Below are 24,485 nucleotides of genomic sequence, written 5' to 3'. Positions count from 1 at the left end.
ATTGCGCACGCGGTGGGCTGTTTTGGCGCGGGAGCAGGGAGCTGAGTTCAGAGCCCGACCAGCTTCGCTATCGCCTCATCGGCCTCTTCTTCGGGCGTCACGTTTCGGCTGCCCAGCTTCCTGGGTTTCGGGAGCTTGCCGTCACGCCGCAAGCGCCAGATCGTCATGTCGGAGCAGCCGCCGAGTTTTTCCTTGAGTTGCTTGTCGGTAATCAGTCGTTTCATTGTTGGTCTCCTGTGCTATCGCGACCTCACTTGTGAGGATGGTATTGATATCGCTGGCGATGGCTGCAGAAAACCAATGCAACCTGCGTCGTGGTTTCCAAACGACTGAATGTGCGGAAGAAACTGATCATCGGCTACCATTGTGCTCGAATTCCATCGTGGCCGCGGACTTGGCGATCGTGTCCAGGTAATCAGCCCACCACTGCATCATCCGCGTGCGCTCCTCGAACCGATCACCCCGGTCGTAAGCGCCTTTGACCTTGTTTTGCTCGGTGTGGGCCAGCGCGCGTTCTACGGCGTCGACGGACCACATACGGTGCTTCTTGCCGTCGACCTCGGTGACGGCCTCGTTGAGGATCGTCGAGGCGAGGGCGCGGAAGCCGTGGACGGTGGTGCGTTTGTGGAAGCCCATCCGATACACGGCGAAGATCATGGTGTTCTGGCTCGCCGGCTTGTCCTCGAGGCGGCCGGGCATCAGCCACTGCGAATGGCTCGAGACCTTGTGCAATTCCTCGAGCGTGGCGAGCCCTGCTGTGATAGGGGGACTCGTTGCTCGCGGCGGTTCTTCATCCGTTCCCCGGGGACCGTCCACACGCCTTCCTCCCGGTCCAACTCGGCCCATTTGGCTTCGCGGACCTCGCTGGTGCGGGCCAGGGTGAGGATCAGCAGGCGCAGTCCGAGCCGGGTTGCCGCGTCACCCTGGTAGGTCTCGAGTGCATGCAGGAAGGTCGGCAGCTCCTCGGTGGCGAGGGCAGTCTGCTGACCCTTCTTGCGCGGCTTCAGGTGATTGTGGAGCTCGCCCGCCGGATTGGCCTCGCGGTAGCCGAGGGCGACGGCGCGGGAGAACACCGCCCGCACACGCTGCAGCACGCGCGTCGCGATCTCGCCGGCGCCACGGTCCTCGATGCCCTCGATCAGGGCCATGATCTCGCGCGGCTGGATCTCGTCGATGGGGCGGGGGCCCAGCGTCGGCAGGATGTCGATCTCGAGTGAACGCCAGACCTGGGAAGCATGCTTGCGGGTCCAGCCGGGCGTCTGGCGAGTGCGCCACTCCTTGGCGACGGCGAGGAAGGTCGGCGTCGTCGAATCGGAGGCCTGCTTCTCCACCTGTTTGACCGCGGAGGGGTCGTCGAGCCTGCGGGCGTCCTGCCACTTCTCGCGGGCCTCGGCGAGGCCGACCTTGGGGCAAGGGCCCAGGCTGAGGGTCTTCTCGCGGCCGTTGACGCGGTACTTGCCGCGCCAGAGCTTGCCGCCGGTTGGGGTGACAAAAAGATACAGGCCGTCGCGGTCGTAGAGCTTCCACGGCTTGTCGCTGGCCTTCGCGTTCTTGATTTCCTGGACCGTGAGCATTGGGGGGTATTTTTGATCTTGGGTGTTTTATACTCCCAATCGTACCCCCGGAAAGGTCGCGAAGGCCGGATATAACGCGATGGCGCGAGATACCTGACTGTTAAACGTATTTGCTTGATTTAGAGAAGAAAAAAGCGCCGCTGAGGGCGCTTTTTTTGAGTTTTCAGGGGCTTGAAAACTCGGTGATGGTGGAGGCGGCGGGAATCGAACCCGCGTCCGCAAGACCTCCGCTCCAGGGATCTACATGCTTAGCCGGCGCCTTTCTTTTTTAACCAACCGCTTCCCGACGGGCAGGGAATGCAGCTAGCGAGCCCGTTAGGGTTTCGCCTCAGGGATCCGGGCAGTCCCCGAAGCTATCCTATGTAATATGCCCGCTGAAAAGAAACCATAGGCAATCGCCAGTCAGCGGCTCGCGGTTATTTAGGCCGCGAGGGCGTAGTTGTCGTCGTTGGCAACTATCTTTTTTGCCACATGTTTTACGAGGTGAGTGACATCCTCGGCATGCACCTGAAGTTTCGCGACCTACGTCGAAGCCTAGTCGCCCCCTTCTTCAATACGTTAGAGAGTCTAACAGAAGAGGAAGTTCCCGGCGAGAGACTGAAGTGGACTCGGGGGGTGCTTATCTCCTCATAGTGCAGTTGTAACCTGAGTCGAGTCCATCTGCGCACCTTTCGACACGGGCGCTTGTGGGGCTGCAGCCGCGGTGAGAAAGGCCTCGGCCCACTGGAAGACGTCATGATTGCGGATGGTCCGGCGCAGCCGTTGCATACGCTCGAGCCGCTCGTCCCTGGGCATCACGAGCGCCTGGTAGATGCGTTCTGCGGTACATTCTATATCGTGTGGGTTGACCAGCAACGCTCCGACTTGTAACTCCGCGGCAGCGCCGGCGAGTTCGCTCAGAATCAGCACGCCGTCCTCATCGATCTGGGCGGCGCAGTATTCTTTTGCAACCAGGTTCATGCCGTCTTTGAGCGGCGTGATCAGGGCAATGTTCGCTGTGCGATAGTAGGCGAGCAGATCTTCCCGGGACAGGCTGTGATACAGATATTGGACCGGCACCCAATCCGGTGTGCGGAATTGTCCGTTGATTTCGCTGACGAGCTGTTCCACGTCGCGGCGCAACTGGGCGTAATCGCCGATGCTCTCCCGGCTGGGCACCAGATGCTGGACCAAAATGATCTTGCCGCGCAGTTCGGGGTGGCGCTCGAGTGTCAGACGCAGGGCGCGCAATCGATGTAAAATGCCTTTCGTATAATCGAGCCGATCTACCCCCAAAATCATCTGTCGTTCTTGCAGGTCGGCCCGAAGTTGTGTCATTCGGTGTTGCACCCGGGCCGAGGCGGCGTCGGCGGCCATTTTTGAATAGTCGATGCTGATCGGCAGAGTGGCGATCTGGATAGTGCGCCAGGCATTGGCGCCCGCTGCGGTGCGCTTCAGGAAGCGCACGTGGGTAACCTGTGGGCCATCCGTTGCAACCGTGAAACGCTCGGCCAATGCTTCGGCGCATTGTAGGAAATTGTGGCGATCTCGATCCGTTTGAAAGGCAATGAGATCGAAGTCGAGCAGACCGTCGATGATCTGCCTTCGCCACGGCAGCTTGCGGAAAAAATCGAGGGATGGAAACGGAATATGCAAAAAAAATCCGCGCCGATTCGGGAGCTGCAGTCGGCTCAGCTCTTGTCCAAGCAGCATCAGGTGGTAGTCGTGCACCCAGAGAAAATCATTGGGGGTGGTCTCTCTTGCCAGTACTTCGGCGAACTTGCGATTGACCCGGCAGTAGATGGGCCAGTAGGTGGGGTTGAAGTTGCAGTTTTTCAGGATATCGTGGAACAATGGCCAGATAATGCCGTTGGAGAAGCCCTGATAGAAACCGTCGATTTCCTCGTGGCTCAGGGAAACGGCCCGCATACGCAGGTTATCGCGCGCCGCTAGATGCTTGAAAATATCGGCGATCTCTGCATCTTCAACGGTCGCCGCGCCCGACCAACCCACCCATAGGCCGCCTCGCTTCCGTAGAATAGGGCGGAGGGCTGCGACCAGCCCCCCCGCAGCGGGTTTGGCTTCCCATCTACCACGTTCGGAGCGATTCAGTGTGATTGGGAGTCGATTGGAGGCGATGACGATGCGTTGGCTGGGTGGAAGCGGCGTTAATAAGCGGGGTTCTCGATGGAGGGCGGCTAGGGGGCTGTGGCTATGTGTTCGGTGCTCGGTCCCTAGATCATGAGCCGCCATGGTACACCTCACGTTTGCTTATCGAAATCACAGATAGTTTGACAATTTAAAAGCAGAAAGTGTTGATCGCGATCATGGAAGTGTGTTCTGGCCTGGTATCGACCGGCTGTTTAGGGGAAATGCTTCACGATATGTCGAAAATGGCGTCTCATCATCAGTAAACGCTCCCGTGTATACTTCGCATTTTTCATTGTCAAAGCGTCCATAATTGAGCTGACGATTAATTTTGCTCCGGTTCACACGCGCTCACGTCCGAATCAGCGCAATTTTGTTTTTTAAGATATAGACCGATTTTATCGAGGTGACCGTGGCTGAGATGGATTGCCAGCCGCGGCAGGCGGTCCAGTTGCCCTCCGGGCTTGCCGCGCTGCCGCAGCTCCTGCAAACGTGGCAAGATGGACTATTAATGCTGCTCGACTATGACGGCACGCTCACGCCCATCGTGGAGCGTCCGGAATTGGCGGTGCTCGCACCCGAGACACGAGCCATCTTGTGCGATCTGGTCTCGGTTATGCCCGTTGCCATAGTGAGCGGCCGTGAGGTGCACGTGCTGAGAGAGCTGGTCGATGTGCCAGGGCTGGTGTACGTGGGCAATCATGGCTTCGAAATGGAGAACCTTGCAGGCGAGATCCATTCGTTGGAGGACGTGCAGGCCTATCTGCCGGCGCTGGATGCGGTAGAGCAACGCCTGCGAGAAGGCTTGGCTGGTATTGCCGGTGCGTTTCTCGAGCGCAAACGCGCATCTCTCGCCGTGCATTTCCGCTTGGTCGCGGAGGTCGATATCTCACAAGTTCAAACCCGGGTACAAGAGGTGCTCTCGGAACACCCGCAGCTAAAAGTTACGCTGGGCAAGAAAGTAGTCGAGATTCAGCCGGGTCTCGATTGGGACAAAGGCAAGGCCGTAGAGTGGCTTTTGCCGCAGCTAGACGCCAGCGGGCGGCGGCACCCGATCTACATTGGCGATGATCGGACCGATGAGAACGCCTTCCGGATCGTGTGTCGCCGCGGTACCGGCATTTTGGTGCGTGAAGATGACCATCCCACGACCGCGCACTATGCACTGGAGGATCCCGGGGAGGTGCGGCTGTTTTTGCAACAGTTGATCCGGTCGCTAAAAGGCGCTTGACCGAGGAGACTGGTTATTGTCGATGTTTGAGCAGGCGCTGCTTTTCGCGCTGCCAGTCGTGTTCTTTCTGAGCGGCACGCTTGTCGAATTTCTTTTTGCCTTTGGCTAGGGCGAGATCGAGTTTGGCTCGGCCACGCTTCCAGTGCATGTTAAGTGGCACCAGAGTGTAACCGCGCTGTTCGGTGGCACCGATCAAACGGCTGAGTTCGCGCTCGTGCAGCAGCAGTTTGCGGGTGCGTATGGGATCGGGCTGGATATGAGTGGACGCCGTCGGCAGGGGGGAGATGTTGCAGCCGATCAGCCAAGCCTCGCCATCCTTGATGATGACGTAGCTCTCCTGCAAACTCCCTCGACCCGCGCGCAGGGCTTTTACCTCCCAGCCCTCCAGCACGAGGCCGGCCTCGAAGGTGTCCTCGATGTGGTAGTCGTGTCGGGCCCGACGGTTAACGCTGATGTTGGGGCTGTTGCCCGCTTTGGATTTGGGGTTTTGTTTGCTCACGCGCATTATTCTATCCGCGCTGCCTACTACAGTGCCAACTCGCAGTGTCGCTCGCGCGTGAGCGGCGCACTGCATAGGGGGGTCCGCCCAGGCATGCTTCGATCGCTGGCCCGAGAGCGGCCGCTGCGCTTAAAATCGTTGCCACGCTACGGCCAATGGTCGTCTCCCTGCATCTTTGTTCTTGCCGTCATCGGCTCGGCCATGGGGCTGGGCAATATTTGGAAGTTTCCCTATTTGGTGGGGCAATATGGCGGTGGTGCTTTCGTATTGGCCTATCTTGCCTGCGTGGCGGCCGTGGGGCTGCCACTCATGGTGGCTGAGCTCATGCTCGGGCGTCGCGCTCGCAGCACGCCCATTTACGGTTTGCTGCGAATCGCTCGTGAAGAGGGGTTAAGCGGGGGTTGGTCGGTGATCGGCTGGCTCGGCAGCGTTACGGGCCTGCTGGTGCTCTCCGCCTACAGCATCGTCGGCGGTTGGAGCATGGCGTATGTGTTCCGTTCGGCCGCCGGTGCTTTCCATGAGCTTGATGCGGTAGCGGCGGCGCGCTTGTTCCAGGAGCTCACGGATGATCCCGAACGCCTGCTGGCTTGGCATACCCTATTTATGGCAATGACGATTCTCGTGGTCAGCCGGGGGGTGCGCTACGGCCTTGAGGAGGCTGTGCGCTGGTTCGTGCCGGTGCTACTGACGATTCTCGGGATCTTGGTATTCTATGCTCATGGCCAGCCGAGTTTCGATCGGGCCGTGGATTTCCTGTTGCGGCCGGACTTCGCGCGGTTGGATGCCTCTGCTTTGCTTGCCGCCCTTGGGCATGCCTTTTTCTCGCTCAGCCTGGGGTTGGGCGCGTTAGTGATCTACGGCGTTTATGCTCCGGAGCGGGTATCCTTGCTGGCCGTTGCGCCTATAGTGGTGTTGACCGATACGCTGGTCGGGCTGTTGGCTGGCCTTGCTATATTCTCGGTGGTTTTTCAGGCGGGTTTGAGCGTTGCGGCGGGACCGGGGTTGATCTTCCAGACGTTGCCGCTTGCTTTCGGCACAACTCCGGGTGGCCACCTTATGGCCACGTTGTTCTTTACTATGCTGGTATTGGCCGTCTGGACTTCGGCCATTTCGATGCTCGAACCCGCGGTTACCTATGTAATGAAGCGCTGGCGGGTCGAGCGATCGCTCGCGGCCAGCCTGGTCGGTGTTCTGGTGTGGTCGTTCGGACTGTTATCGCTGCTCTCGTTCAATCTCTGGTCGCATCTGCAGCCGTTGGGGAGCTGGTCCCGCCTCGGGCGAGGGACTTTTTTCGATGTGTTGAACTTTTTTATTACCGGGTTGTTGCTGCCGCTGACCGGGATATTGACCGCGGTGTTTGTCGGCTGGCGAATGTCGGCGGACAGCAGCCGCATCGAGCTGGGCGGCGGTTGGGGCTATCGTTTATGGCTCGTCCTGATACGGTTCGCTACACCCGTAGCCGTAGTTTTGCTGTTCCTCCAAGCCATGGGGTTGTTGGGTTGGGAAGTCCTATGACATTGGTTTCGCGTTCGGCGCTGGTGCCGTATTCGTCTGAGGTTATGTTTCGGCTCGTAGAGGATGTCGATGCGTATCATCATTTTCTTCCCTGGTGCAAGGAGAGTCGAATTCTGCATCGGGATGAGGACTGTGTGCGCGCGATGATCGTTGTCTCCAAAAGCGGTTTGGAGAAATCTTTTACCACCCAGAATCGGCTCCATCCCAGCAAGATGATCGACATCCGTCTGGTCGAGGGGCCGTTTCGGCACCTCAACGGTTTCTGGAGTTTCCACGGGTTGCCGGACAATGCCTGCAAAGTGGCCTTGGATCTCGAGTTCGAGTTCGCGAACCGACTCCTGGGGATGGCGTTCGGCCGCGTGTTTCATCAGATGGCCAATACGCTGGTGGATTCCTTCGTGCACCGGGCGGATGAGCTTTATGGGGCTCCCGATGCGGCCTATTAGCAGTTTTGGGGGGCGTCGGTCGACCCACAACAGTCCAGCGTTAGCTGTCGCAATTGCCAGCGGCCACTCTCGCAGAGTAGGAGACTGCCCTGCTCGTACCAGTCACCCAGTACGATACGTTGGGCCGGTTCGCCATCGAGCTCGAAGCGATGCACGCCCGGTCGATGGGTGTGGCCGTGAATCATATGCCGCGCACCCTGTTCACGCAGGGTCTGCTGGACACTGTGCGGATTCACATCCAGCCGGGCCGCGTCGGTACGGCGATTGTGCTCGGTGCTCTCGCGGCGTGCTTGGGTCGCATAGGCCAGCCGCTGCGCGCGGGGCTTGGCCAGGAATTCCGCCTGCCAATGCGGATCGCGGACCATGGCGCGAAAGCGTTGATATTCGATGTCATCAGCGCAGAGCGTGTCGCCGTGCAGCAGCAGTACCTGCACTCCATCCAGCGTGATGCGGCTCAGATCGTCGAGGAGTAACGCGCCGGTGGCCTGGCTGAAGCCCTCGCCGAGCAGAAAGTCGCGGTTGCCCCGCATCACGTACACAGGGACACCGGCGGCATTGAGCGCTCTTAACCCGGCGATTACCGGGTCTTCGGCGTTGAGGGTATCATCGCCGATCCAGGCTTCGAAAAGGTCGCCCAGTATATACAATGCCTGCGCCTGCCGTGCGTTTTGCGCAAGGAATTGGACGAATAGCCGGGTCACCGCAGGACGGCTAGGATCCAGGTGGAGATCGGAGATGAATAACACCGGCCGGTGGTTGGTATCATGGATATGCATCGGGGCTGCCGACTCCTTGGGGCCAGTGCATTGTGACTCGCAATGCCGCTGACCGATTTTGTCGTTTACGATTGAGCGCTTATGCAATCCTGCCCTATCAAGACTCGCTTTGCACCCAGCCCCACGGGCTTGATGCACCTGGGTAATCTTCGCACGGCGCTGTTCAATCTGCTGCTTGCCCGCGGGCCTGCGGGTGGTTGTTTCGTGCTGCGTATCGAGGACACCGATCGCGAGCGCAGCAGCGCCCGTGCCGCGACGGCGCTCATGCAGGAGCTGCGCTGGCTCGGGCTGGACTGGGATGAAGGGCCACAACGCACCGAGCCTGGCGGACCTTGGCGGCAGTCCGAACGCGCGGCGGTGTATGCCGAATTCTATCCGCGTCTCGAGCAATCCCGACAGGCTTATCCATGTTTCTGCAGCGATCAGGAGCTGCAACACCAGCGTCAGGCACAGCTTGCCGCCGGGCGGCCGCCCCGTTATCCGGGTACCTGCCGGCGCCTGAGCGGCGCTGAAATCCATGCTCGGCTCGACCGGGGTGAGCGGCCCGCGCTTCGTTTCCGCGTCCCCGCGGGGCGCGCGATTGTCTATTCGGATTTGGTTCGTGGCGAGCAGCGCGTCGCTACGGACGAGCTCGGTGATTTCATCATACGCCGGGCCGATGCCTCGGCCGCTTTCTTGTTCTGCAACGCCGTGGACGATGCGCTCATGGGGATCACGCAGGTATTGCGCGGCGAGGATCATTTGGCCAACACGCCGCGCCAGTTGCTATTGCTGGAAGCCTTGGAATTGAGTGCGCCCCGCTACGGTCATCTGCCCATGATCGTGGGCCCCGACGGCGCGCCGCTCGCCAAGCGCCACGGCAGTCGCTCGGTGGCGGCGCTGCGTGAGGCGGGCTATCTGCCCGGGGCGCTGTTGAACTATTTGGCGCGGCTGGGCCATGCCTACGGCGATATCGGTCTGCAGGGGCTCACGGGGCTTGCCTGTGCTTTTGAAGTGCAACGGATCGGGCGCGCGCCGGCGCGTTTCGACCCGCAGCAGTTGGATTATTGGCAGCAACAGGCGGTGGCCGAGGCCCCGATTGCAGTGCTCGAGGCGTGGCTCGACGGTGCCACAGTGCCGGCCGAGCAGCAGCGGCGCTTGGTAGAAGTTCTGCGCGCCAATGTACGCTTTCCAAGCGAGCTTCAGGATTGGGCCGAGCGAATCTATGGGTCGCTGCCGCCGCCCGATGAGTCGGTGTGCGAGGTCCTGCGCGCGGCGGGTGCGGGGTTTTTCGATGCGGCGCTCCGTCTGGTTGACGAGGACGAAGCGTTATCGCCGCAACGGTTGCGCCAGGCAACCGGTCTGCGCGGGCGCTCCCTGTTTCTGCCGTTGCGGCTTGCGCTTACGGGAGAGCCGCATGGTCCGGAGTTGGCGGAGCTGTTGATGCTGATCAGCCCCCAACGTCTACGCGAACGATTGCGTCGGGCCGGCGAGCTGGCCCGCGCCCGATAAAAGCAGCCGGATAGCAATGCTCTACATTTACAACAGTTTGACCAACCGCAAGGAGCCGTTTCGGCCGATCGAACCCGGTCGCGTCCGCATGTATGTCTGCGGCATGACGGTCTACGATTATTGCCACCTCGGTCATGCCCGGGCCATGGTGGTATTCGACACGGTGGTTCGTTATCTGCGCTCAGCCGGTTATCGGGTGGATTACGTACGTAATATCACCGATGTGGATGACAAGATCATTCGCCGTGCCGCCGAGTTGGGCGAGCCCGTGAACGTTTTGACCGAGCGTTTCATTGCGGCAATGCACGCGGACACGGCCGCGCTGGGCTGCCTGCTCCCGGACGCCGAGCCGCGGGCGACGGCCTACATGGATGCGATCGTCGCATTGATCCAGCGCCTCCTGGATCGCGGCTATGCCTACCAGGCCGTTGACGAGGGCAGTATCTACTATGCTGTAGAGCGTTTCGAGGGCTACGGCCGGCTCTCCGGTGAGCGGCTGGAGGCGCTGCGTGCCGGGGCCCGGGTCGAGCCTGGGGCCGGCAAGCGGGATGCCGCCGACTTCGTTTTGTGGAAGGCGGCCAAGCCTGGCGAGCCTAGCTGGCCGGCCCCCTGGGGTGAGGGTCGTCCCGGTTGGCATATCGAATGTTCGGCCATGGCCGGTGCCTGTTTGGGGCAGCATTTCGACATTCACGGCGGTGGTCTGGACCTCAAGTTTCCGCACCACGAAAATGAAATCGCCCAATCCGAGGCGGCTTGGGGCGGGCGTTACGTCAATTTTTGGATGCACAACGGCCACATCCGCATCAACGACGAGAAGATGTCCAAATCCTTGGGCAATTTTTTTACGGTGCGGGAGGTGCTGCAGGTCTACCGCGCGGAGGAAATCCGCTACTTTCTACTCTCGAGCCACTACCGCAGCCCGCTGAACTATTCCACGAGCGATTTGGATAACTCCCGCGCGGCGCTGGAGCGTCTTTACTTGGCGTTGCGTGATCTACCGTTTACCGAAGCCTCCCCGGCGTTGGCCGCCCCCTACCGCGAGGCCTTCCGGCAAGCGATGGACGATGATTTCAACACCCCTTTGGCGTTGGCCGTGCTATTCGACCTTGCCCGTGAGATCAACCGCCGGCGGGACCGCTTCGAGAGCCAGGCGGCGGCGCTTGCCGCCACGTTGCGCGAGTTGGGTGGGCTGCTCGGACTGGCGCAGGTGGCGCCGGAGGTTTTCCTCAAGGGCGGTGCAGGGTCGTCGGTAGCCGTCGGCATCGCTAGTGAACGGGTGGAGGCGTTGCTCGCCGAACGCGCCCTGGCTCGTAAAAACCGTGATTTCGCCACGGCGGATCGCATTCGCGATGAGCTCCAGGCCCAGGGAATTGCCCTTGAGGATACGCCGCAGGGCACGGCCTGGCGGCGGTCTCGGCGGGGCTGACGGCGCCCAGGAAGCGGGCGCCGGCTTCTGTGCTAGGCCCGCGTCAGCCACGCGCCAAACGGCGAGCGGGTTACCCGGCTACTCGGTTGGCTGCATCCTACGTCGGCGTCGTCGACGAGGCTGAATCCGAGCCGTTTTCACTTTGTGGCGCTCGGTCTGGATGATGGTGACTGGGTAATCGTCGAGCAGCAGGCTGGTGCCCGGTTCCGGGATGGCCTCCAGATGCTCGAGTATGAGCCCGTTGAGCGTTTTGGGTCCGCTCGTGGGCATGTTCCATTTAAGCAGCCGATTGAGCTCCCGCACGCTCGCACTGCCGTCGACCAGGAAGCTACCGTCAGGCTGCGGGTACACGTCCTGAATGGCGGCGGCTGGATCGGTGGTGAACTCGCCCACGATCTCCTCAAGGATATCTTCCAGTGTAATCAAACCTAAGATTTCCCCGTACTCATCGACCACCAGGCCGATTCGTCGGCGCTTGGCTTGGAAATTGAGCAGTTGCACAGGTAGCGGGGTGCCCTCTGGGATGAAATAAGGCTCGCTTAGATTGGCGCTGAGCTCTTCTCGGGTCAGCGTGCTGCGCAGCATGCTGCTGAGTACTTGCCGCACGTGTAGAAGACCCTGTACAGCATCGAAGCTGCCCTGATAGACCGGCATGCGTGTGTACTGGCTACCGGCGATCTGTTCGAGTATTTCACTCCAGCTATCATCCAGATCGATGCCGACGATTTCGCTGCGGGGCACCATAATGTCGTCCACCTCGACTTTCTCCAAGTCAAGGATGTTCAGCAACATTTTCTGATGGCGGTGGGGGATCATGGCTCCCGCCTCATTGACCACGACCCGCAGATCTTCCCGACTGAGATTGGTGTTGCCCGCATCCTCGGGATGCGCGCCCAGCAGCCGCAGCAAGGTATTGGTGATGCAGTTGATGATCCAAACCAGGGGATAACAAAATCGCAGCAGCGGGGCCAGTACGAAAGCGGCTGGAAAGGCCAGTCGCTCCGGCCTCAGGGCCGCAAGCGTTTTGGGTGTGACCTCGGCAAAGATCAGGATGGCCAGCGTGAGCAGGCCAGTAGAAGCAGCGATCGCCCCCTCACCGCCCAATCGCAGGGCGATCAGTGTGGCCACGGCGGAGGCCAGGATGTTCACGAAGTTGTTGCCGAGCAGGATTAGGCCGATCAGGCGATCCGGTCGCTGCAGCAACCGCTCGGCCCGGCGTGCGCCCTGGTGTCCGGAGCGAGCGAGATGACGCAGGCGGTAGCGATTTAGCATCATCAAAGCGGTTTCCGACCCGGAGAAGCAGCCCGACAGAGCAATCAGCACCCCGAGCAGTCCAAATAGAGCGCCTAGTGGGATCTCGTGCAAGCAAGCTACCCCTGATTGTCGTGGGACGTCTTGTGGGCTATGGGGAATTGTAGCGGGGCCGACGGTTGGCTCGACAGACTTCCCCGATCAACGATGGAGGATGAACTGCAACACCAACTTGGTGCCAAAATAAGCCAGCATGAGGGCGATAAAGCCACCGAGCGTCCAACGTATGGCCGTACGTCCGCGCCAACCGAAACGCCAGTGTCCGAAAAGCAATACGGCAAATACAATCCAGGCCGTAATCGAGAGGACGGTCTTATGAACCAGATGTTGGGCGAAAATATTATCGAGCGATAATGCGCCCGTGATGAGTGCGACCGTCAGCACGGCAAAGCCCAACCGCAGGAGTTGGAACAGCATCTCTTCCATGGTCTGCAAAGCCGGCAGCATTCGAATGAAACCACCTGGATGGCGATTGCGCAGATGATATTCCTGCACCCAGAGCAGGAGGGCTTGCGCAGCGGCGATGCCGAGCAGACTATAGGCCACCATGGAGAAGAGGATGTGCCAGTCGATGTTGGCCCCGATGGGTGCGCTGCTGCCCTGGGTGCGGCCGAAGATCAGGCTGAGCAAAGCGGTTACGGCGGCCACTGGAAGGATAACGATCCCTAAGTTCTCCACGGGCTTGCGCAGCGTCGCCAGCAGCAGGAATGCCGCCATCAGCCAGCCGATCAGGGAGGCCGCGTTGAAGAAGCTCAAATTGAGTCCCGCCGCGGTCCAACTGGTCTGGTAAACCTGCATGGCATGCGCGATGACCGCCAGTAGGGCGAGCAGCAGGCTGATGTTACGGATCGTCTTGCCGGTGGGGCGGGATACCAGACGCAGGGTAAGCCCCGTACTCGCGGCCAAGTACAATCCGGAGGCAATAAAAGTCAACAACGTGTGATTCATCGGCTCGTGTTGAGCGCTAGTTTAGGCTCCGGCGCATAATCGCATAGAACTCGCAGTTGTTCGAGCCCCAACGAAAATCGTCCGCACGGTATAATGCGGGTAATCAGTGCGAGGACATCACGACGTGGCCATGTTCAATAATTTGAGTGACCGACTCGACGGGATTGCCCGGCGGCTGCGCGGCCAAGGTCGATTGACCGAGGGCAATATCAAGGAAACGCTGCGTGAGGTCCGCATGGCCCTTTTGGAGGCGGACGTCGCATTGCCCGTGGTCAAGGCCTTTATCGACGAGGTCAAGCAGCGGGCGCTGGGCGAGGAGGTGATGAAAAGCCTCACGCCGGGTCAGGCTTTCGTCAAGATCGTCCGTGACGAATTGGTGCGGATGATGGGGGAGAGCAACGACGCGCTCGAGCTCAACGTTCGACCTCCGGCTGTGGTAATGGTGGCGGGTTTGCAGGGCTCGGGGAAGACGACCAGTCTCGCCAAGCTCGGGCGCTGGTTGCTCCAGCACCAAAAGAAAAAGGTTCTCACCGTCAGCCTGGACGTTTATCGGCCAGCTGCGATCGAGCAGTTGCAGCGCCTTGCCCGAGATGTCGAGATCGGGTTCTTCCCGACCCAGGCCAGCGACGATCCAGTGCGGGCCGCCAGTGCGGCCTTGGAGTATGCACGTAATCACTACTATGACGTGCTGTTGCTGGATACGGCCGGCCGGCTACACGTGGATCAGGCGATGATGGATGAGGTGCGCCGCATCCATGCGGCGGCGCAGCCAGTCGAGACACTGTTCGTGGTGGACAGTATGACCGGTCAGGACGCCGCTAATACGGCCAAGGCTTTCGATGAGGCGCTGCCATTGACCGGCATCATCCTGACCAAAACCGATGGCGATGCCCGCGGGGGGGCCGCGCTGTCGATCCGCTATGTGACCGGTAAGCCCATCAAATTCATCGGGGTGGGAGAGAAAACCGATGCCCTAGAGCCGTTCTATCCGGATCGCATCGCCTCGCGCATTCTGGGCATGGGCGATGTATTGACTCTGGTGGAAGAGGTCGAGCGTAGCGTCGATCGTCGCCAGGCCGAACGGATGGCCCAGAAGCTCAAGAAAGGCAAAAACTTCGATCTGGATGATCTGCGTGAACAGATGTTGCAGATCAATCGCCTGGGCGGGTTGGCGGGAATAATGGAAAAACTGCCGGGCTTAGGGCGGATGCAGGAGCAAGTCAAGGGGCAGGTCGACGATACGCTGGTGCGCCGGCAGGTGGCGATCATCAACTCCATGACCTTGCTCGAGCGGCGCCGGCCCGAGATCATCAACGGCTCGCGCAAGCGCCGCATCGCCGCCGGTGCCGGAGCTCAGGTCCAGGCTGTCAATCGGTTGCTCAAGCAGCACAAGCAAATGCAGAAGATGATGAAACAATTTCGCAAGGGCGGCATGAAACAGCTGATGCGCCAGTTCGGTGGTGGTATGCCCCCGGGTGGCATTCCGCCGGGATTGGGAGGTGGTTGAACACGCGGGCCATACAATTGCTGCATACGCGGCCGGATTCCAGTAGAATGCGCCGCTGCAATTACACAACTTGGCAGTTTGCCGACTCAAGGGGCTAAGCGTAGGCAAAATGGTTACCATTCGTCTGGCAAGAGGTGGCGCGAAGAAGCGACCATTTTATCACGTGGTTGTGGCAAACGTCCGCAGCCGTCGCGACGGGCGGTTCATCGAGCGGCTGGGCTTTTTCAACCCGATCGCCGCCGGTAACGAGATCCCGCTGCAGCTCGATTTGGAACGCGCCGAGTATTGGTTGAAGCAAGGCGCGCAGCCCTCGGAGAGTGCTGCGCAGCTGATTGCTAAGGCGCGCAAGGCTGCCGCGGCGGAGGCCGCGCCGGTTTAAAGGCAGGATGGTGCTTCGAGAGCCCGACGCGGGGCGGCGAATCATCATCGGGCGGATCGTAGGCGCCTATGGTGTGCTGGGATGGGTGAAGATTCGCTCCTACACCCGTCCGCAACAAGGCGTATTCGAATATCACCAATGGCTGGTGGGGCGGCCGGGTCAGTGGCAGCCAGCGGAGCTGGCCGATTGGCGCCGGCACGGCAAGAGTTGGTTAGCAAAGCTCGAGGGCGTCGCCGGACGTGATCAAGCGCGCGCCCGCACCGGTTGCGATATTGCAATACCGCGTGCTTTATTACCGCCATTGCCGGCCGGGGAATATTATTGGGCGGACCTGATAGGGCTTCGCGTCCAAACACTCGAGGGTGTCGAGCTCGGCCGGGTTGATCACTTGCTCGAGACAGGTGCCAATGATGTGCTCGTGGTCATCGGCGACCGCGAGCGGCTGATCCCCTTCGTGCCGGGACGAGATGTCGTCATGGTTGATCTCGATGCGGCCCTGATCCGCGTCGATTGGGATCCGCAATTCTAGCAGCTGGGCTTGGTCGCGCCGGCAGACGGCCGCGTCACCGTCGAGTTGCCAGCTTTTCCAGGGCCGGAGAATGAATGCGGGCGGCGGCATCCGATTCGACGTGGTAACCCTGTTCCCGGATTTTGTCCGGGCTGCGGTCAGCTACGGTGTTGCGGCGCGAGCGTGCGCGCGCGGGTTGCTGCAGTTGGTGGCCTGGAATCCGCGCGATTATGCGCGTGATCGCCACCGCAGCGTCGATGATCGTCCCTACGGCGGTGGCCCAGGGATGGTCATGAAGGTGGAACCCTTGCGCGATGCCATTCAGGCCGCCCGCACTGCAGTGGCCGACCGGGCCAGCGTGATCTGTTTAAGTCCGCAGGGCCGACTCCTGGATCAGGTGCGCGTGCAGGAGTTATCGCAGCATTCCCGCCTGATCCTGTTATGCGGGCGCTATGAAGGTATTGACGAGCGGCTTATCGAGGCCGAGGTCGATGAGGAGTGCTCGATCGGTGACTACGTGCTCAGCGGTGGCGAGCTACCGGCCATGATCGTCATCGATGCCGTGGCACGGTTGGTGCCAGGGGTGCTGGGGCATCCGGGCTCGGCCGGACAGGATTCGTTTGGCGCGGGTTTGTTGGACTGTCCGCACTACACACGACCGGTTGAAATCGGTGGCCGCCGAACGCCCGAAGTGTTGTTGAGCGGAGATCACCAAGCCGTGGCGCGGTGGCGGCATAAGCAGGCATTGGGGCGGACATGGTTGCGCCGCCCTGAATTGCTGGAGCGTTGTATGCTCGATGCACAGGCTAGGTCGCTGCTGCAGGAGTTCATCGATGAATACCAGGGCGATTCGGGGACGCTAGGGGAGACGAAATCATGAGCAATATCATTCAGGAGCTCGAAAAAGAGCAGATGGCTGGGGTCGAGCGCGAGGCTTTCGCCTCCGGTGATACCGTCTGCGTTAACGTTTGGGTGAAGGAGGGCAGCCGCCAGCGCATCCAGGCCTTCGAAGGCGTGGTCATCGCCAAGCGCAACCGCGGCTTCAACTCTTCTTTCATCGTGCGCAAGTTCTCTCACGGCGAGGGTGTCGAGCGGACCTTTCAACTCTACAGTCCGTTGATTGAGAGTATCCAGGTCAAGCGTCGTGGTGCGGTGCGCCGGGCTAAGCTTTATTATCTGCGCGACCGCCAGGGCAAAGCCGCCCGCATCCGCGAGAAGATTCGCCCGAAATCTGGCGCGAAATCTGGCGCGAAATCTGCTGGTCATGCCAAATCGTATGGCTGATCGGCCAACGCGTCGTTGACGCGAGGCGCGGGCATGCCCGTTGCTCGGTCCGCGCCGGCCGGTGCGCATACCTGGAGTCGCTATCGACTCGGGATGCTGCAGGTAGATCGTCTTAACGGCGGCGGGCGAGCCGTTTTGTTCGTGCATGGGGCCAGCGCGGGGCCTTGGTGTTGGCGGGGCTTCATGGCGCGATTTGCGGCCGCGGGCTACGATTGCCACGCGCTGGCGCTGCGCGGACATCCTCCGAGCAATCCGATGCAGGCACTGGGGCGGGTGCGGTTGCTTGATTATGTCAGCGATATCCACCATGTGCTCGAGCGGCTACCGGAAGCTGTGTTGATCGGCCATTCCATGGGGGGGGCTCTGGTGCAGGCCGTGGCGGCCACATGCGAGGTGGCGGCGCTGATTCTGGCAGCGCCGGCTCCGGTGGCCGGTGTGCGCTTTTATCGGCCACCATGGCATCCTTGGTTTCCGGTGCAGGCGGTCCGTGCCCTACCGGCGGTCTTAGGTCGCGGAGTGGTGCGCCCGCACTTGCCTTCCATGCGCCGTATGGTTTTTAACCGGTTACCCCGCGAACAGCATCAGCAGGTTTTCTCTCGTTGCGGCCCGGAGTCTAGCACGGCTCTATTGGGGTTGTTGCGGGGCCGCCTCAACCATGAACTCGACAGTTTGCAAGGGCGAGCGTTCAAGCGCTTGGTGGTAGCGGGTACGGCTGACCGGATCTGCGTTTTTCCGATGCAGCGCGAGATCGCTCGTTATCAGGGCGCCGAATTGCTCGTGCTGATCGATCGTGCCCATATGTTTATGATCGAGCCGGGCTGGGAGCGCTGTGCCGATTGGTTGCTGAGTTGGCTGCAACGGGCGCTCACCACGGCTTAATCGCGAATGCGGAAGCGAAAAATCGGTATTGCCTCCGCTGTCTGTCCTTTGTTCAATCCCTGTCCTGCAGAGCCGCTAGCGGTTCGACGAACGGGTGGCTGTGTTCCTCGGCCACGGCGCGGTGGGTCACCGCTCCCTGGTGAATATTGAGCCCCTGGCGCAGATGCGGATCATCGAGCATGGCTTGCCGATAGCCCTTGTCGGCGATCGCAAGCGCGTAGGGCAAAATGGCGTTGTTGAGCGCAAATGTGGAAGTCCTTGGGACGGCACCGGGCATATTGGTTACACAGTAATGCACTACGCCGTCGACGATGTAAGTGGGGTCGGCGTGGGTCGTTGGCCGTGAGGTCTCGAAGCAACCGCCTTGATCGATCGCTACGTCCACTAGCACGGTGCCGGGTTTGAGCCGGCGCACCGTCTCGGCGGTAACCAGCTTCGGCGTTTCGGCTCCTGCGATCAGAACGGCGCCAATGATCAGTTCGGCTTGCAGAACGTATTGCTCCAAGGCTGTCCGTGTGGAGTAAACGGTGGTCAAGGCCGGGCCGAAATGATAGGCGAGCCGCCGCAGCACCTCGAGATCGCGGTCGAGGACTACCACCTCGGCGCCCATGCCGAGTGCCATGGCGATCGCGTTTTGGCCTACCACACCGCCCCCAATCACCACGACTCGGGCCGGTGGCACGCCGGGAACCCCGCCCAGGAGCATGCCACTGCCGCCATGAACCCGTTCCAGGCAATAGGCACCTGCTTGAATGGACATCCGTCCTGCCACCTGCGACATGGGAGTGAGCAGCGGCAGTTGATTGTTCGGACCGGTAACCGTCTCATAAGCGATGCAGACTGCTTTGCTGCGCAGCAGTTCACGGGTTTGCGTTGCATCGGGCGCGAGGTGCAGATAGGCAAAGAGAATCTGCCCTTCCCGCAGCCGCCGCCGTTCCTCGGGCTGTGGTTCCTTGACCTTGATGATCAAATCGGCCGTACGATAGAGTTCCTCGGTGCTGGCAGCGATCCGTGCACCACAGGCTTCGTAAGCGTCATCGGAGCAGCCGATGCCTTCGCCGGCGCCGCTCTCTACGAGTACCTCGTGCTTATGGGCGACAAATTCACGGACGCTGTCCGGGGTGAGGCCGACCCGGTACTCGTGATTCTTGATCTCCTTGGGGACAGCTACCAACATGATGTTTGGATCTCCTCGATAGCGTCTGCCGTCCCCGTGATCGTGGCGGCTATGTTGCGCGGCGCAGTAGCCACCTGTAGGCAGCCGTCCGGGCGGATCGGCGCAGCGCGGTGGACGGGATGAGGTGTGCGATGTGAGCTTTTAATGGGGATTATCGGCGTCTTTCATGCCCATCAGGTAGAGGATGCCATCCAAGCCGATGGTGGAAATGGCCTGGCGAGCACTCTTTTGTACCATCGGCTTGGCATGGAAAGCGATCCCCAACCCGGCGAGTTTTAACATGGGCAGGTCGTTGGCGCCATCACCTACGGCAATCACCTGTTCGAGCTCGATGCCCTCGCGCTGGGCAATCGTGCACAGTAGTTGCGCCTTCTTCTCGCCGTCGATAATCTCGCCAACGACTCGCCCCGTCAGGCAGCCGTCCCTAATCTCCGGCTCATTGGCATAGACATAGTCAAGGGGTAGGCTACGCTGCAGATAATGGCCAAAATAGGCAAAGCCGCCGGAGATCACGGCCGTCTTGTAGCCAAGCTTACGCAGCGTCTGCAGCAGCCGCTGCGCACCTTCGGTGAGCGTGAGCCGCTCGGCGACCCGTGCCAGTACGGTCTCGGGCAATCCTTCGAGCAGCGCCACGCGCTGGCGTAGACTCTCCTTGAAGTCTTGTTCGCCCCGCATGCCCGCCTCGGTTATCCGGCTGACCTCTGCGCCAACCCCGGCCTCGTACGCCAACTCATCGATGACCTCTTGTCGGATCAGCGTTGAGTCCATATCGAAGACCACCAGCCGGCGGTTGCGTCGATAGAAATCATCCGCCTGGAAGCTGATGTCCACGTCGAGTGCTTCGGAGAGGGTCACGAACGCGGCTTTCATAGCGTCCAAATCCAACGGTTGGCCGCGCAAGGTGAGTTCGATGCAGGCACGTCCCGCCCCATCCTCTGCCGTATGCAGCGAGCCGGGACCGGAGAGTCGTACGATATCCTCGATGTGCAGCGCATTTTCGGTGATCACCTGCGCTATGCGGGCGATTTGCTCGGCGCTCACGCTGCGCCCGAGCAAGGTGACGATGTGGCGCGGGTGCGCCTCACTGCCGAGCCAGGGGCCATGCGGCACTTGGTTAATGGGGGTAAAATGCGCCTGTAGGCCCTGCCGATGGATCTCGAACAGTAGATCCTTGAGCACCGGTGCTGCCCCATCTGGGCTTGGTAATTGTGCCAATATGACAAGAACCATCGTGTCGTGAATCATGGCTTGTCCGACGTCGAGCATCGGTACGCCGTGTACGGCCAAGATATTCAGCAAAGATGAGGTGAGCCCACTTTTGCTCTGGCCGGAGACACTGATTTGCACGATCTCGCTCATAGCAGCGATCCTCGCGTGGGTAGGGTCTGGTAGGGACCAACGGCAGATAAATAAATGCCCATTGTATGCCATTCTCAATCCGCTCGTGCTGGCCACGCGGCCGGCTACCCCGATGCGTGGTTGGGGTGACGTGCTGCGTCTGGATTAATGACGGAGCTTGCGGCCATTGCCGAGATGAAATCCACTTTGACGGCAGCTGGAGGATCGCGCCATGGCGAACCAAAGGGCCGATGAACTATGATTGCGCCAACTCAGCGGCATTGAGCTTCGAGGCCCGCTGAGGCCCGAGCTTGTCGGACCATGATGATTCCTTCTATTATCTTTGTTGTTGCGGCGCAACCTCAGCCAGGTGGGCAATGACGGCAGATGTGACCATGATCAGACACAAAGCGGCCAAGCACCCACGCGCGGGGGAACGCATGAGCGGCGCGGACACGGTTATACAGGTACTCGCGGACGAGGGTGTCGAAACCGTGTTCGGCTACAGCGGTGGCGCGATCCTCCCCACTTATGATGCGATTTTTCGCTACAACGAGCAGCATCGCGGCGCCAATGGCCAGGAACCGATGCGCTTGGTGGTGCCTGCCAATGAGCAGGGGGCTGGCTTTATGGCGGCCGGCTATGCCCGGAGTTCCGGTAAGGTGGGCGTCTGCCTGGTGACCTCAGGCCCAGGGGCGACCAACACCGTTACACCCGTGCGCGACTGCATGGCCGATTCCGTGCCGGTAGTCCTGATCACGGGACAGGTGGCTCGTCCGGCGATGGGGACCGATGCGTTCCAGGAAGCGCCTATCGTCAACATTATGGGTGCCTGCGCCAAGCATGTATTCCTGGTCACACAGCCGGAGCGGCTCGAAGAGACTCTGCGCACGGCTTTTGAGGTCGCCCGTTCCGGGCGCCCGGGGCCGGTAGTCGTGGATCTGCCCAAGGACATGCAGAACTGGGTGGGTGAGTTCAAAGGGGGGGGGGTACTCGACATCCGCGGCTATCGCCAGCGCATGGAATCGTTGGCCACGGCCAAGCTCTCCGATCGCAAGTGCCGTCAATTCTTCGATATGCTCAAGCAGTCCAGCCGGCCGTTGCTGTATGTGGGCGGGGGTGTGACCAGCGGCAATGCCTCCAAGGATCTGACCGAATTCGCGCACACCTTCAATATCCCCGTCGTGACCACCGTGATGGGGCTTGGTGCAATCGATACCCAGGATGATTTGTGCTTGCACATGCTCGGCATGCACGGTACGGCTTATGCCAACTACGCTGTCGAGGACTGCGATTTCATTATTGCGGTGGGGGCGCGCTTCGATGACCGGGTGGCCGCGAAGGCGGAGCTCTTCGCCCCATTGGCCGAGCATGTCGCGCACATCGATATCGATGCCGCGGAGATCGGCAAGGTCAAAAAGGTTGACTGGGCGCATGTGGGTGAAGCGGGGCGCTCGCTGCGCCAGCTCCTCGAGTATGGGCGGTCGGTGGGTTTCGCAAAGAATTTCACGCCTTGGATCAAACACGTGCAGGCCATGCGTAAAAAGCATGCGATGGGCTATGATCGGGACAATCTAAAAATTCAGCCGCCGCTGGTGATGGAGCTACTGAATCGGCTCACCGGCGGCAAGGCCATCGTCAGCACCGGTGTGGGTCAACATCAAATGTGGGCCGCCCAATACCTGGATTTCCGGGAGGCGCGGTTATGGCTGACTTCCGGCAGCATGGGGACCATGGGCTTTGGGTTACCCGCGGCCATTGGTGCGCAGTTCGCCAATCCGAACCGCCTGGTCATCGATGTGGACGGCGATGGCAGCATTCGGATGAATCTTGGCGAGATGGAAACCGTAACCACCTATGGTCTTCCGGTAAAGATTTTGCTGCTCAACAACTGCGGGGATGGGATGGTGCGACAATGGCAGCGCCTTTACTTCGAGGATCGTTTCTCGGCTAGTGATAAGTCATTACATAGAAAAGATTTTATTAAGGCTGCGGAGTCCGACGGTTTCGGGTTCGCGCGCCGTGTGAGTCAACGCGAGGAGCTCGAATCGGCGCTGGCGGCCTTTATTGAATTTCCCGAAGCGGCTTTTCTCGAGGTCATGATCGATCCGGATGCGGGCGTTTACCCGATGGTCGGCCCGGGTCTGGGCTATCAGCAGATGGTCACCGGGAGCTATATTCCGGCACGCGAGATGACGGTTCGATCGGGTGCGGTGAAAATCGATCCTACCGAGATGTTCTGACCCAAATGGCACTTGCTTAAGTGTTTGAGTTTTTGGTATTCGATCTGCGGGGCACCGTAAATCCATCCCTGGAGACTTGCTTTGCAGCATCCATGCTGCAAACGATTCTCAGATCGAATATCACGAAACCCCTTCAGTCCGCTGCAAGTCGGTAAAGTAAATGCCTATTCGGACCGCTCGGCAGCCGGCTTTTGGTAGCGCACCGATTAGCTAAAGATGAATCGAGGGAATGACAAAGCGATTGGAATGCTTCAAAGCTTACGATATCCGCGGCCGGATACCCGAGCAGTTGAATGCGGATATCGCCTACCGGATCGGACGGGCCTACGCGCAGTGGCTGCAACCACGGGACGTGGTGGTGGGCTACGACGTGCGCTTGACGAGCCCGCGGATGAGTCAAGCATTGGGGGCCGGTCTGCTGGACGGTGGGGTGAACGTACATGATATTGGTCTGTGTGGGACCGAGGAGGTGTACTTTGCCACCGCCCACTTTGGGATGGATGGCGGCATCATGGTTACCGCAAGTCATAATCCCGCCGATTTCAATGGCATGAAGCTGCTGCGCGAACAAGCCCGCCCCATCAGTGGGGATACTGGATTGTTCGATATTCACGATCGGGCGGTGGCCGCGTCTTGGCGTGAGGTGAGCCGGCCGGGTACGAGGCAGCCGTTGCAACATCGACCCGCCTACCTCGAGCATCTGCTCGGCTTCGTGGACCGCGCCGCCTTGAAGCCTCTGCGTATCGTGGTCAATGCCGGCAATGGCGGCGCCGGGCCGGTCCTGGATGCTCTGGCCGAGCGGTTGCCATTCGAGTTCGTGCGTTTGTACCACGAGCCGGATGGTAGTTTCCCGAATGGAGTGCCGAATCCGTTGCTATTGGAGAATCGCCGGGAGACCGAGCAGCAGGTGCTCGAAAGTCGGGCTGATCTGGGTATAGCATGGGATGGGGATTTTGATCGTTGCTTTCTGTTCGATGAGCGCGGGCATTTTATCGAAGGCTACTATATTGTCGGCTTGTTGGCGGAGGCTTTTCTGCGCCGCCACCCGGGGGAGAAGATTATTCACGACCCGCGACTGATTTGGAACACCATCGACATCGCCAGCGAACTCGGTGGTGTTCCAGTGCAAAGCAAAACCGGGCACGCCTTCATCAAAGAGCGCATGCGGGCCGAAAATGCCATCTACGGCGGTGAGATGAGTGCGCACCACTACTTTCGCGATTTTGCCTATTGCGACAGTGGAATGCTCCCGTGGTTGCTGGTTGCGGAGCGGGTTTCGCTTAGCGGCAAGCCGCTTTCAGAGCTTGTGAGCGAGCGCCTCGAGCGCTTCCCGGTGAGCGGTGAGATCAATCGACGACTCAAGGACCCCGACCGCGCATTGGCGGGTTTGGAGGCGCATTATCGCAGCATTGCCGAGGACGTCGATCATACCGATGGGCTGAGCATGACTTTCGAGCGCTGGCGATTCAATTTGCGCTCTTCGAATACCGAGCCGGTAGTTCGTCTTAACGTGGAAGCACGTGGGGATCGCGCGCTCATGGAGCACAAAACGGCCGAAATTCTGCATTGGCTGGAAGCGCAAATCGGTCTCGAGGCGGATTAGCTCTACACTCCGGTCACTCAGCTAAGCCATCCAATTATATACCTTGGAAGCAAGAATCATTGGTTGTTCTCAGCAACCGTTAGGGAAGCGGACGGAGCAAACGGGTATGCCAATAGCCGATCAAGCTTCGATGAGCCGTCGCGAGCGGCTTGTTCGCGCCGCGGCCGGCGATGGGGTCCAGAAACAACGGCAGTGATGCCACACCGTGAATCCCTTTGGGGAC

The 24,485-nt window shown here is 60.3% G+C and carries 23 protein-coding genes and 1 other RNA gene; 13 read left to right on the top strand and 11 right to left on the bottom strand.

All coding sequences use genetic code 11. From position 1 onward, the window contains the following. Positions 1–47: 47 nt before the first annotated feature. The 5 genes from NB231_RS18305 to NB231_RS04935 form a co-directional block, all read right to left on the bottom strand. Positions 48–224, bottom strand: coding sequence for a helix-turn-helix transcriptional regulator (locus NB231_RS18305; protein WP_005000274.1), 177 nt, complete (start codon positions 222–224; stop codon positions 48–50). 127 nt (positions 225–351) lie between these two features. Then, the gene (locus NB231_RS16655; RefSeq protein WP_005000271.1) at positions 352–699 is read right to left on the bottom strand and encodes a tyrosine-type recombinase/integrase; all 348 of its coding nucleotides are present in this window, start codon (positions 697–699) and stop codon (positions 352–354) included. Then, positions 699–1,574: a tyrosine-type recombinase/integrase gene (locus NB231_RS04940; protein WP_005000266.1), complete on the bottom strand. Its 876-nt coding sequence runs from the start codon at positions 1,572–1,574 to the stop codon at positions 699–701. The genes NB231_RS16655 and NB231_RS04940 overlap by 1 nt, the downstream gene beginning before the upstream one ends. Before the next feature lie 186 nt (positions 1,575–1,760). After that, positions 1,761–2,120, bottom strand: a transfer-messenger RNA (tmRNA) gene (gene ssrA, locus NB231_RS17425). An 81-nt stretch (positions 2,121–2,201) separates the two neighbouring features. After that, entirely contained in the window at positions 2,202–3,806 is a 1,605-nt protein-coding gene (locus tag NB231_RS04935) for an alpha,alpha-trehalose-phosphate synthase (UDP-forming) (RefSeq protein ID WP_084766237.1), read from the bottom strand. A gap of 316 nt (positions 3,807–4,122) precedes the next feature. On the opposite strand from NB231_RS04935, the gene otsB reads away from it, so the two are divergent. After that, complete coding sequence (gene otsB, locus NB231_RS04930) at positions 4,123–4,932, top strand: trehalose-phosphatase (protein WP_005000262.1); 810 nt, start codon at positions 4,123–4,125, stop codon at positions 4,930–4,932. 13 nt (positions 4,933–4,945) lie between these two features. Here otsB and smpB read toward each other — a convergent pair whose 3' ends face one another. Continuing rightward, positions 4,946–5,437, bottom strand: coding sequence for an SsrA-binding protein SmpB (gene smpB / locus NB231_RS04925; protein WP_005000261.1), 492 nt, complete (start codon positions 5,435–5,437; stop codon positions 4,946–4,948). A gap of 87 nt (positions 5,438–5,524) precedes the next feature. On the opposite strand from smpB, the gene NB231_RS04920 reads away from it, so the two are divergent. Next, a complete protein-coding gene (locus NB231_RS04920) occupies positions 5,525–6,946 on the top strand; it encodes a sodium-dependent transporter (RefSeq protein WP_005000260.1) in 1,422 nt (473 codons plus the stop codon). After that, a complete protein-coding gene (locus NB231_RS04915) occupies positions 6,943–7,392 on the top strand; it encodes a type II toxin-antitoxin system RatA family toxin (RefSeq protein WP_005000259.1) in 450 nt (149 codons plus the stop codon). Before NB231_RS04920 ends, NB231_RS04915 begins: the two co-directional genes overlap by 4 nt. On the opposite strand, the gene NB231_RS04910 is transcribed toward NB231_RS04915, so the two are convergent. Continuing rightward, on the bottom strand, positions 7,389–8,168 hold the full coding sequence (locus tag NB231_RS04910; protein WP_005000258.1) for a UDP-2,3-diacylglucosamine diphosphatase: 780 nt from the start codon (positions 8,166–8,168) through the stop codon (positions 7,389–7,391). The two genes, NB231_RS04915 and NB231_RS04910, sit on opposite strands and share 4 nt — an antisense overlap. Before the next feature lie 81 nt (positions 8,169–8,249). Here NB231_RS04910 and gltX point away from each other — a divergent pair, with 81 nt between their 5' ends. Both gltX and cysS read left to right on the top strand, forming a co-directional pair. Then, positions 8,250–9,659, top strand: coding sequence for a glutamate--tRNA ligase (gltX, locus tag NB231_RS04905; protein ID WP_040661838.1), 1,410 nt, complete (start codon positions 8,250–8,252; stop codon positions 9,657–9,659). A gap of 16 nt (positions 9,660–9,675) precedes the next feature. Continuing rightward, complete coding sequence (gene cysS, locus NB231_RS04900) at positions 9,676–11,085, top strand: cysteine--tRNA ligase (protein WP_005000256.1); 1,410 nt, start codon at positions 9,676–9,678, stop codon at positions 11,083–11,085. 78 nt (positions 11,086–11,163) lie between these two features. On the opposite strand, the gene NB231_RS04895 is transcribed toward cysS, so the two are convergent. Further along, on the bottom strand, positions 11,164–12,450 hold the full coding sequence (locus NB231_RS04895; RefSeq protein ID WP_040661834.1) for an HlyC/CorC family transporter: 1,287 nt from the start codon (positions 12,448–12,450) through the stop codon (positions 11,164–11,166). A gap of 87 nt (positions 12,451–12,537) precedes the next feature. Further along, a complete protein-coding gene (locus NB231_RS04890; RefSeq protein ID WP_005000254.1) occupies positions 12,538–13,344 on the bottom strand; it encodes a cytochrome C assembly family protein in 807 nt (268 codons plus the stop codon). 130 nt (positions 13,345–13,474) lie between these two features. On the opposite strand from NB231_RS04890, the gene ffh reads away from it, so the two are divergent. From ffh to NB231_RS04860, 6 genes are all read left to right on the top strand, one after another. After that, on the top strand, positions 13,475–14,851 hold the full coding sequence (gene ffh / locus NB231_RS04885) for a signal recognition particle protein (RefSeq protein WP_005000253.1): 1,377 nt from the start codon (positions 13,475–13,477) through the stop codon (positions 14,849–14,851). Positions 14,852–14,960: 109 nt separating this feature from the next. Then, entirely contained in the window at positions 14,961–15,230 is a 270-nt protein-coding gene (gene rpsP / locus NB231_RS04880) for a 30S ribosomal protein S16 (RefSeq protein WP_005000252.1), read from the top strand. 7 nt (positions 15,231–15,237) lie between these two features. Continuing rightward, positions 15,238–15,759 carry a ribosome maturation factor RimM gene (gene rimM, locus NB231_RS04875; RefSeq protein ID WP_005000251.1) on the top strand — a complete coding sequence of 174 codons (522 nt, stop codon included), beginning with the start codon at positions 15,238–15,240 and terminating at the stop codon, positions 15,757–15,759. 70 nt (positions 15,760–15,829) lie between these two features. Beyond that, positions 15,830–16,618, top strand: coding sequence for a tRNA (guanosine(37)-N1)-methyltransferase TrmD (gene trmD / locus NB231_RS04870; RefSeq protein WP_005000250.1), 789 nt, complete (start codon positions 15,830–15,832; stop codon positions 16,616–16,618). Then, positions 16,615–17,022, top strand: coding sequence for a 50S ribosomal protein L19 (gene rplS / locus NB231_RS04865; protein WP_005000249.1), 408 nt, complete (start codon positions 16,615–16,617; stop codon positions 17,020–17,022). The genes trmD and rplS overlap by 4 nt, the downstream gene beginning before the upstream one ends. Before the next feature lie 33 nt (positions 17,023–17,055). After that, positions 17,056–17,901: an alpha/beta hydrolase gene (locus NB231_RS04860; protein WP_005000248.1), complete on the top strand. Its 846-nt coding sequence runs from the start codon at positions 17,056–17,058 to the stop codon at positions 17,899–17,901. 52 nt (positions 17,902–17,953) lie between these two features. Here NB231_RS04860 and ald read toward each other — a convergent pair whose 3' ends face one another. Next, the gene (ald, locus tag NB231_RS04855; protein WP_005000247.1) at positions 17,954–19,078 is read right to left on the bottom strand and encodes an alanine dehydrogenase; all 1,125 of its coding nucleotides are present in this window, start codon (positions 19,076–19,078) and stop codon (positions 17,954–17,956) included. Positions 19,079–19,219: 141 nt separating this feature from the next. Beyond that, positions 19,220–20,437 (bottom strand): phosphoserine phosphatase SerB, encoded by a 1,218-nt coding sequence (gene serB / locus NB231_RS04850; RefSeq protein ID WP_005000246.1) that lies wholly within the window; start codon positions 20,435–20,437, stop codon positions 19,220–19,222. Between the two features lie 374 nt (positions 20,438–20,811). On the opposite strand from serB, the gene ilvB reads away from it, so the two are divergent. Next, positions 20,812–22,659, top strand: a complete 1,848-nt coding sequence (gene ilvB, locus NB231_RS04845) for a biosynthetic-type acetolactate synthase large subunit (protein WP_040663202.1) — start codon at positions 20,812–20,814, stop codon at positions 22,657–22,659. A gap of 229 nt (positions 22,660–22,888) precedes the next feature. Beyond that, complete coding sequence (locus NB231_RS04840; RefSeq protein ID WP_005000244.1) at positions 22,889–24,262, top strand: phosphohexomutase domain-containing protein; 1,374 nt, start codon at positions 22,889–22,891, stop codon at positions 24,260–24,262. The last annotated feature ends 223 nt before the right edge of the window (positions 24,263–24,485 follow it).

It is taken from the genome of Nitrococcus mobilis Nb-231, assembly GCF_000153205.1.
GTDB lineage: Bacteria > Pseudomonadota > Gammaproteobacteria > Nitrococcales > Nitrococcaceae > Nitrococcus > Nitrococcus mobilis.
The sequence above is the reverse complement of the archived record's forward strand: the minus strand, read 5'-3'. Positions and strand labels throughout refer to the sequence as shown.

What these genes read in the sequence shown, in the direction of transcription:
- NB231_RS04915 (WP_005000259.1), top strand. Translation starts at nt 6,943, where the DNA reads ATGACATTGGTTTCGCGTTCGGCGCTGGTGCCGTATTCGTCTGAGGTT.
- NB231_RS04920 (WP_005000260.1), top strand. Translation starts at nt 5,525, where the DNA reads ATGCTTCGATCGCTGGCCCGAGAGCGGCCGCTGCGCTTAAAATCGTTG.
- NB231_RS04860 (WP_005000248.1), top strand. Translation starts at nt 17,056, where the DNA reads ATGCCCGTTGCTCGGTCCGCGCCGGCCGGTGCGCATACCTGGAGTCGC.
- NB231_RS18305 (WP_005000274.1), bottom strand. Translation starts at nt 224, where the DNA reads ATGAAACGACTGATTACCGACAAGCAACTCAAGGAAAAACTCGGCGGC.
- rimM (WP_005000251.1), top strand. Translation starts at nt 15,238, where the DNA reads ATGGTGCTTCGAGAGCCCGACGCGGGGCGGCGAATCATCATCGGGCGG.
- ffh (WP_005000253.1), top strand. Translation starts at nt 13,475, where the DNA reads ATGTTCAATAATTTGAGTGACCGACTCGACGGGATTGCCCGGCGGCTG.
- ilvB (WP_040663202.1), top strand. Translation starts at nt 20,812, where the DNA reads ATGATCAGACACAAAGCGGCCAAGCACCCACGCGCGGGGGAACGCATG.
- trmD (WP_005000250.1), top strand. Translation starts at nt 15,830, where the DNA reads ATGAATGCGGGCGGCGGCATCCGATTCGACGTGGTAACCCTGTTCCCG.
- NB231_RS04910 (WP_005000258.1), bottom strand. Translation starts at nt 8,168, where the DNA reads ATGCATATCCATGATACCAACCACCGGCCGGTGTTATTCATCTCCGAT.
- ald (WP_005000247.1), bottom strand. Translation starts at nt 19,078, where the DNA reads ATGTTGGTAGCTGTCCCCAAGGAGATCAAGAATCACGAGTACCGGGTC.
- cysS (WP_005000256.1), top strand. Translation starts at nt 9,676, where the DNA reads ATGCTCTACATTTACAACAGTTTGACCAACCGCAAGGAGCCGTTTCGG.
- otsB (WP_005000262.1), top strand. Translation starts at nt 4,123, where the DNA reads ATGGATTGCCAGCCGCGGCAGGCGGTCCAGTTGCCCTCCGGGCTTGCC.
- NB231_RS04940 (WP_005000266.1), bottom strand. Translation starts at nt 1,574, where the DNA reads ATGCTCACGGTCCAGGAAATCAAGAACGCGAAGGCCAGCGACAAGCCG.
- gltX (WP_040661838.1), top strand. Translation starts at nt 8,250, where the DNA reads ATGCAATCCTGCCCTATCAAGACTCGCTTTGCACCCAGCCCCACGGGC.
- NB231_RS04890 (WP_005000254.1), bottom strand. Translation starts at nt 13,344, where the DNA reads ATGAATCACACGTTGTTGACTTTTATTGCCTCCGGATTGTACTTGGCC.
- NB231_RS04935 (WP_084766237.1), bottom strand. Translation starts at nt 3,806, where the DNA reads ATGGCGGCTCATGATCTAGGGACCGAGCACCGAACACATAGCCACAGC.
- rpsP (WP_005000252.1), top strand. Translation starts at nt 14,961, where the DNA reads ATGGTTACCATTCGTCTGGCAAGAGGTGGCGCGAAGAAGCGACCATTT.
- serB (WP_005000246.1), bottom strand. Translation starts at nt 20,437, where the DNA reads ATGAGCGAGATCGTGCAAATCAGTGTCTCCGGCCAGAGCAAAAGTGGG.
- smpB (WP_005000261.1), bottom strand. Translation starts at nt 5,437, where the DNA reads ATGCGCGTGAGCAAACAAAACCCCAAATCCAAAGCGGGCAACAGCCCC.
- NB231_RS16655 (WP_005000271.1), bottom strand. Translation starts at nt 699, where the DNA reads ATGCCCGGCCGCCTCGAGGACAAGCCGGCGAGCCAGAACACCATGATC.
- rplS (WP_005000249.1), top strand. Translation starts at nt 16,615, where the DNA reads ATGAGCAATATCATTCAGGAGCTCGAAAAAGAGCAGATGGCTGGGGTC.
- NB231_RS04840 (WP_005000244.1), top strand. Translation starts at nt 22,889, where the DNA reads ATGACAAAGCGATTGGAATGCTTCAAAGCTTACGATATCCGCGGCCGG.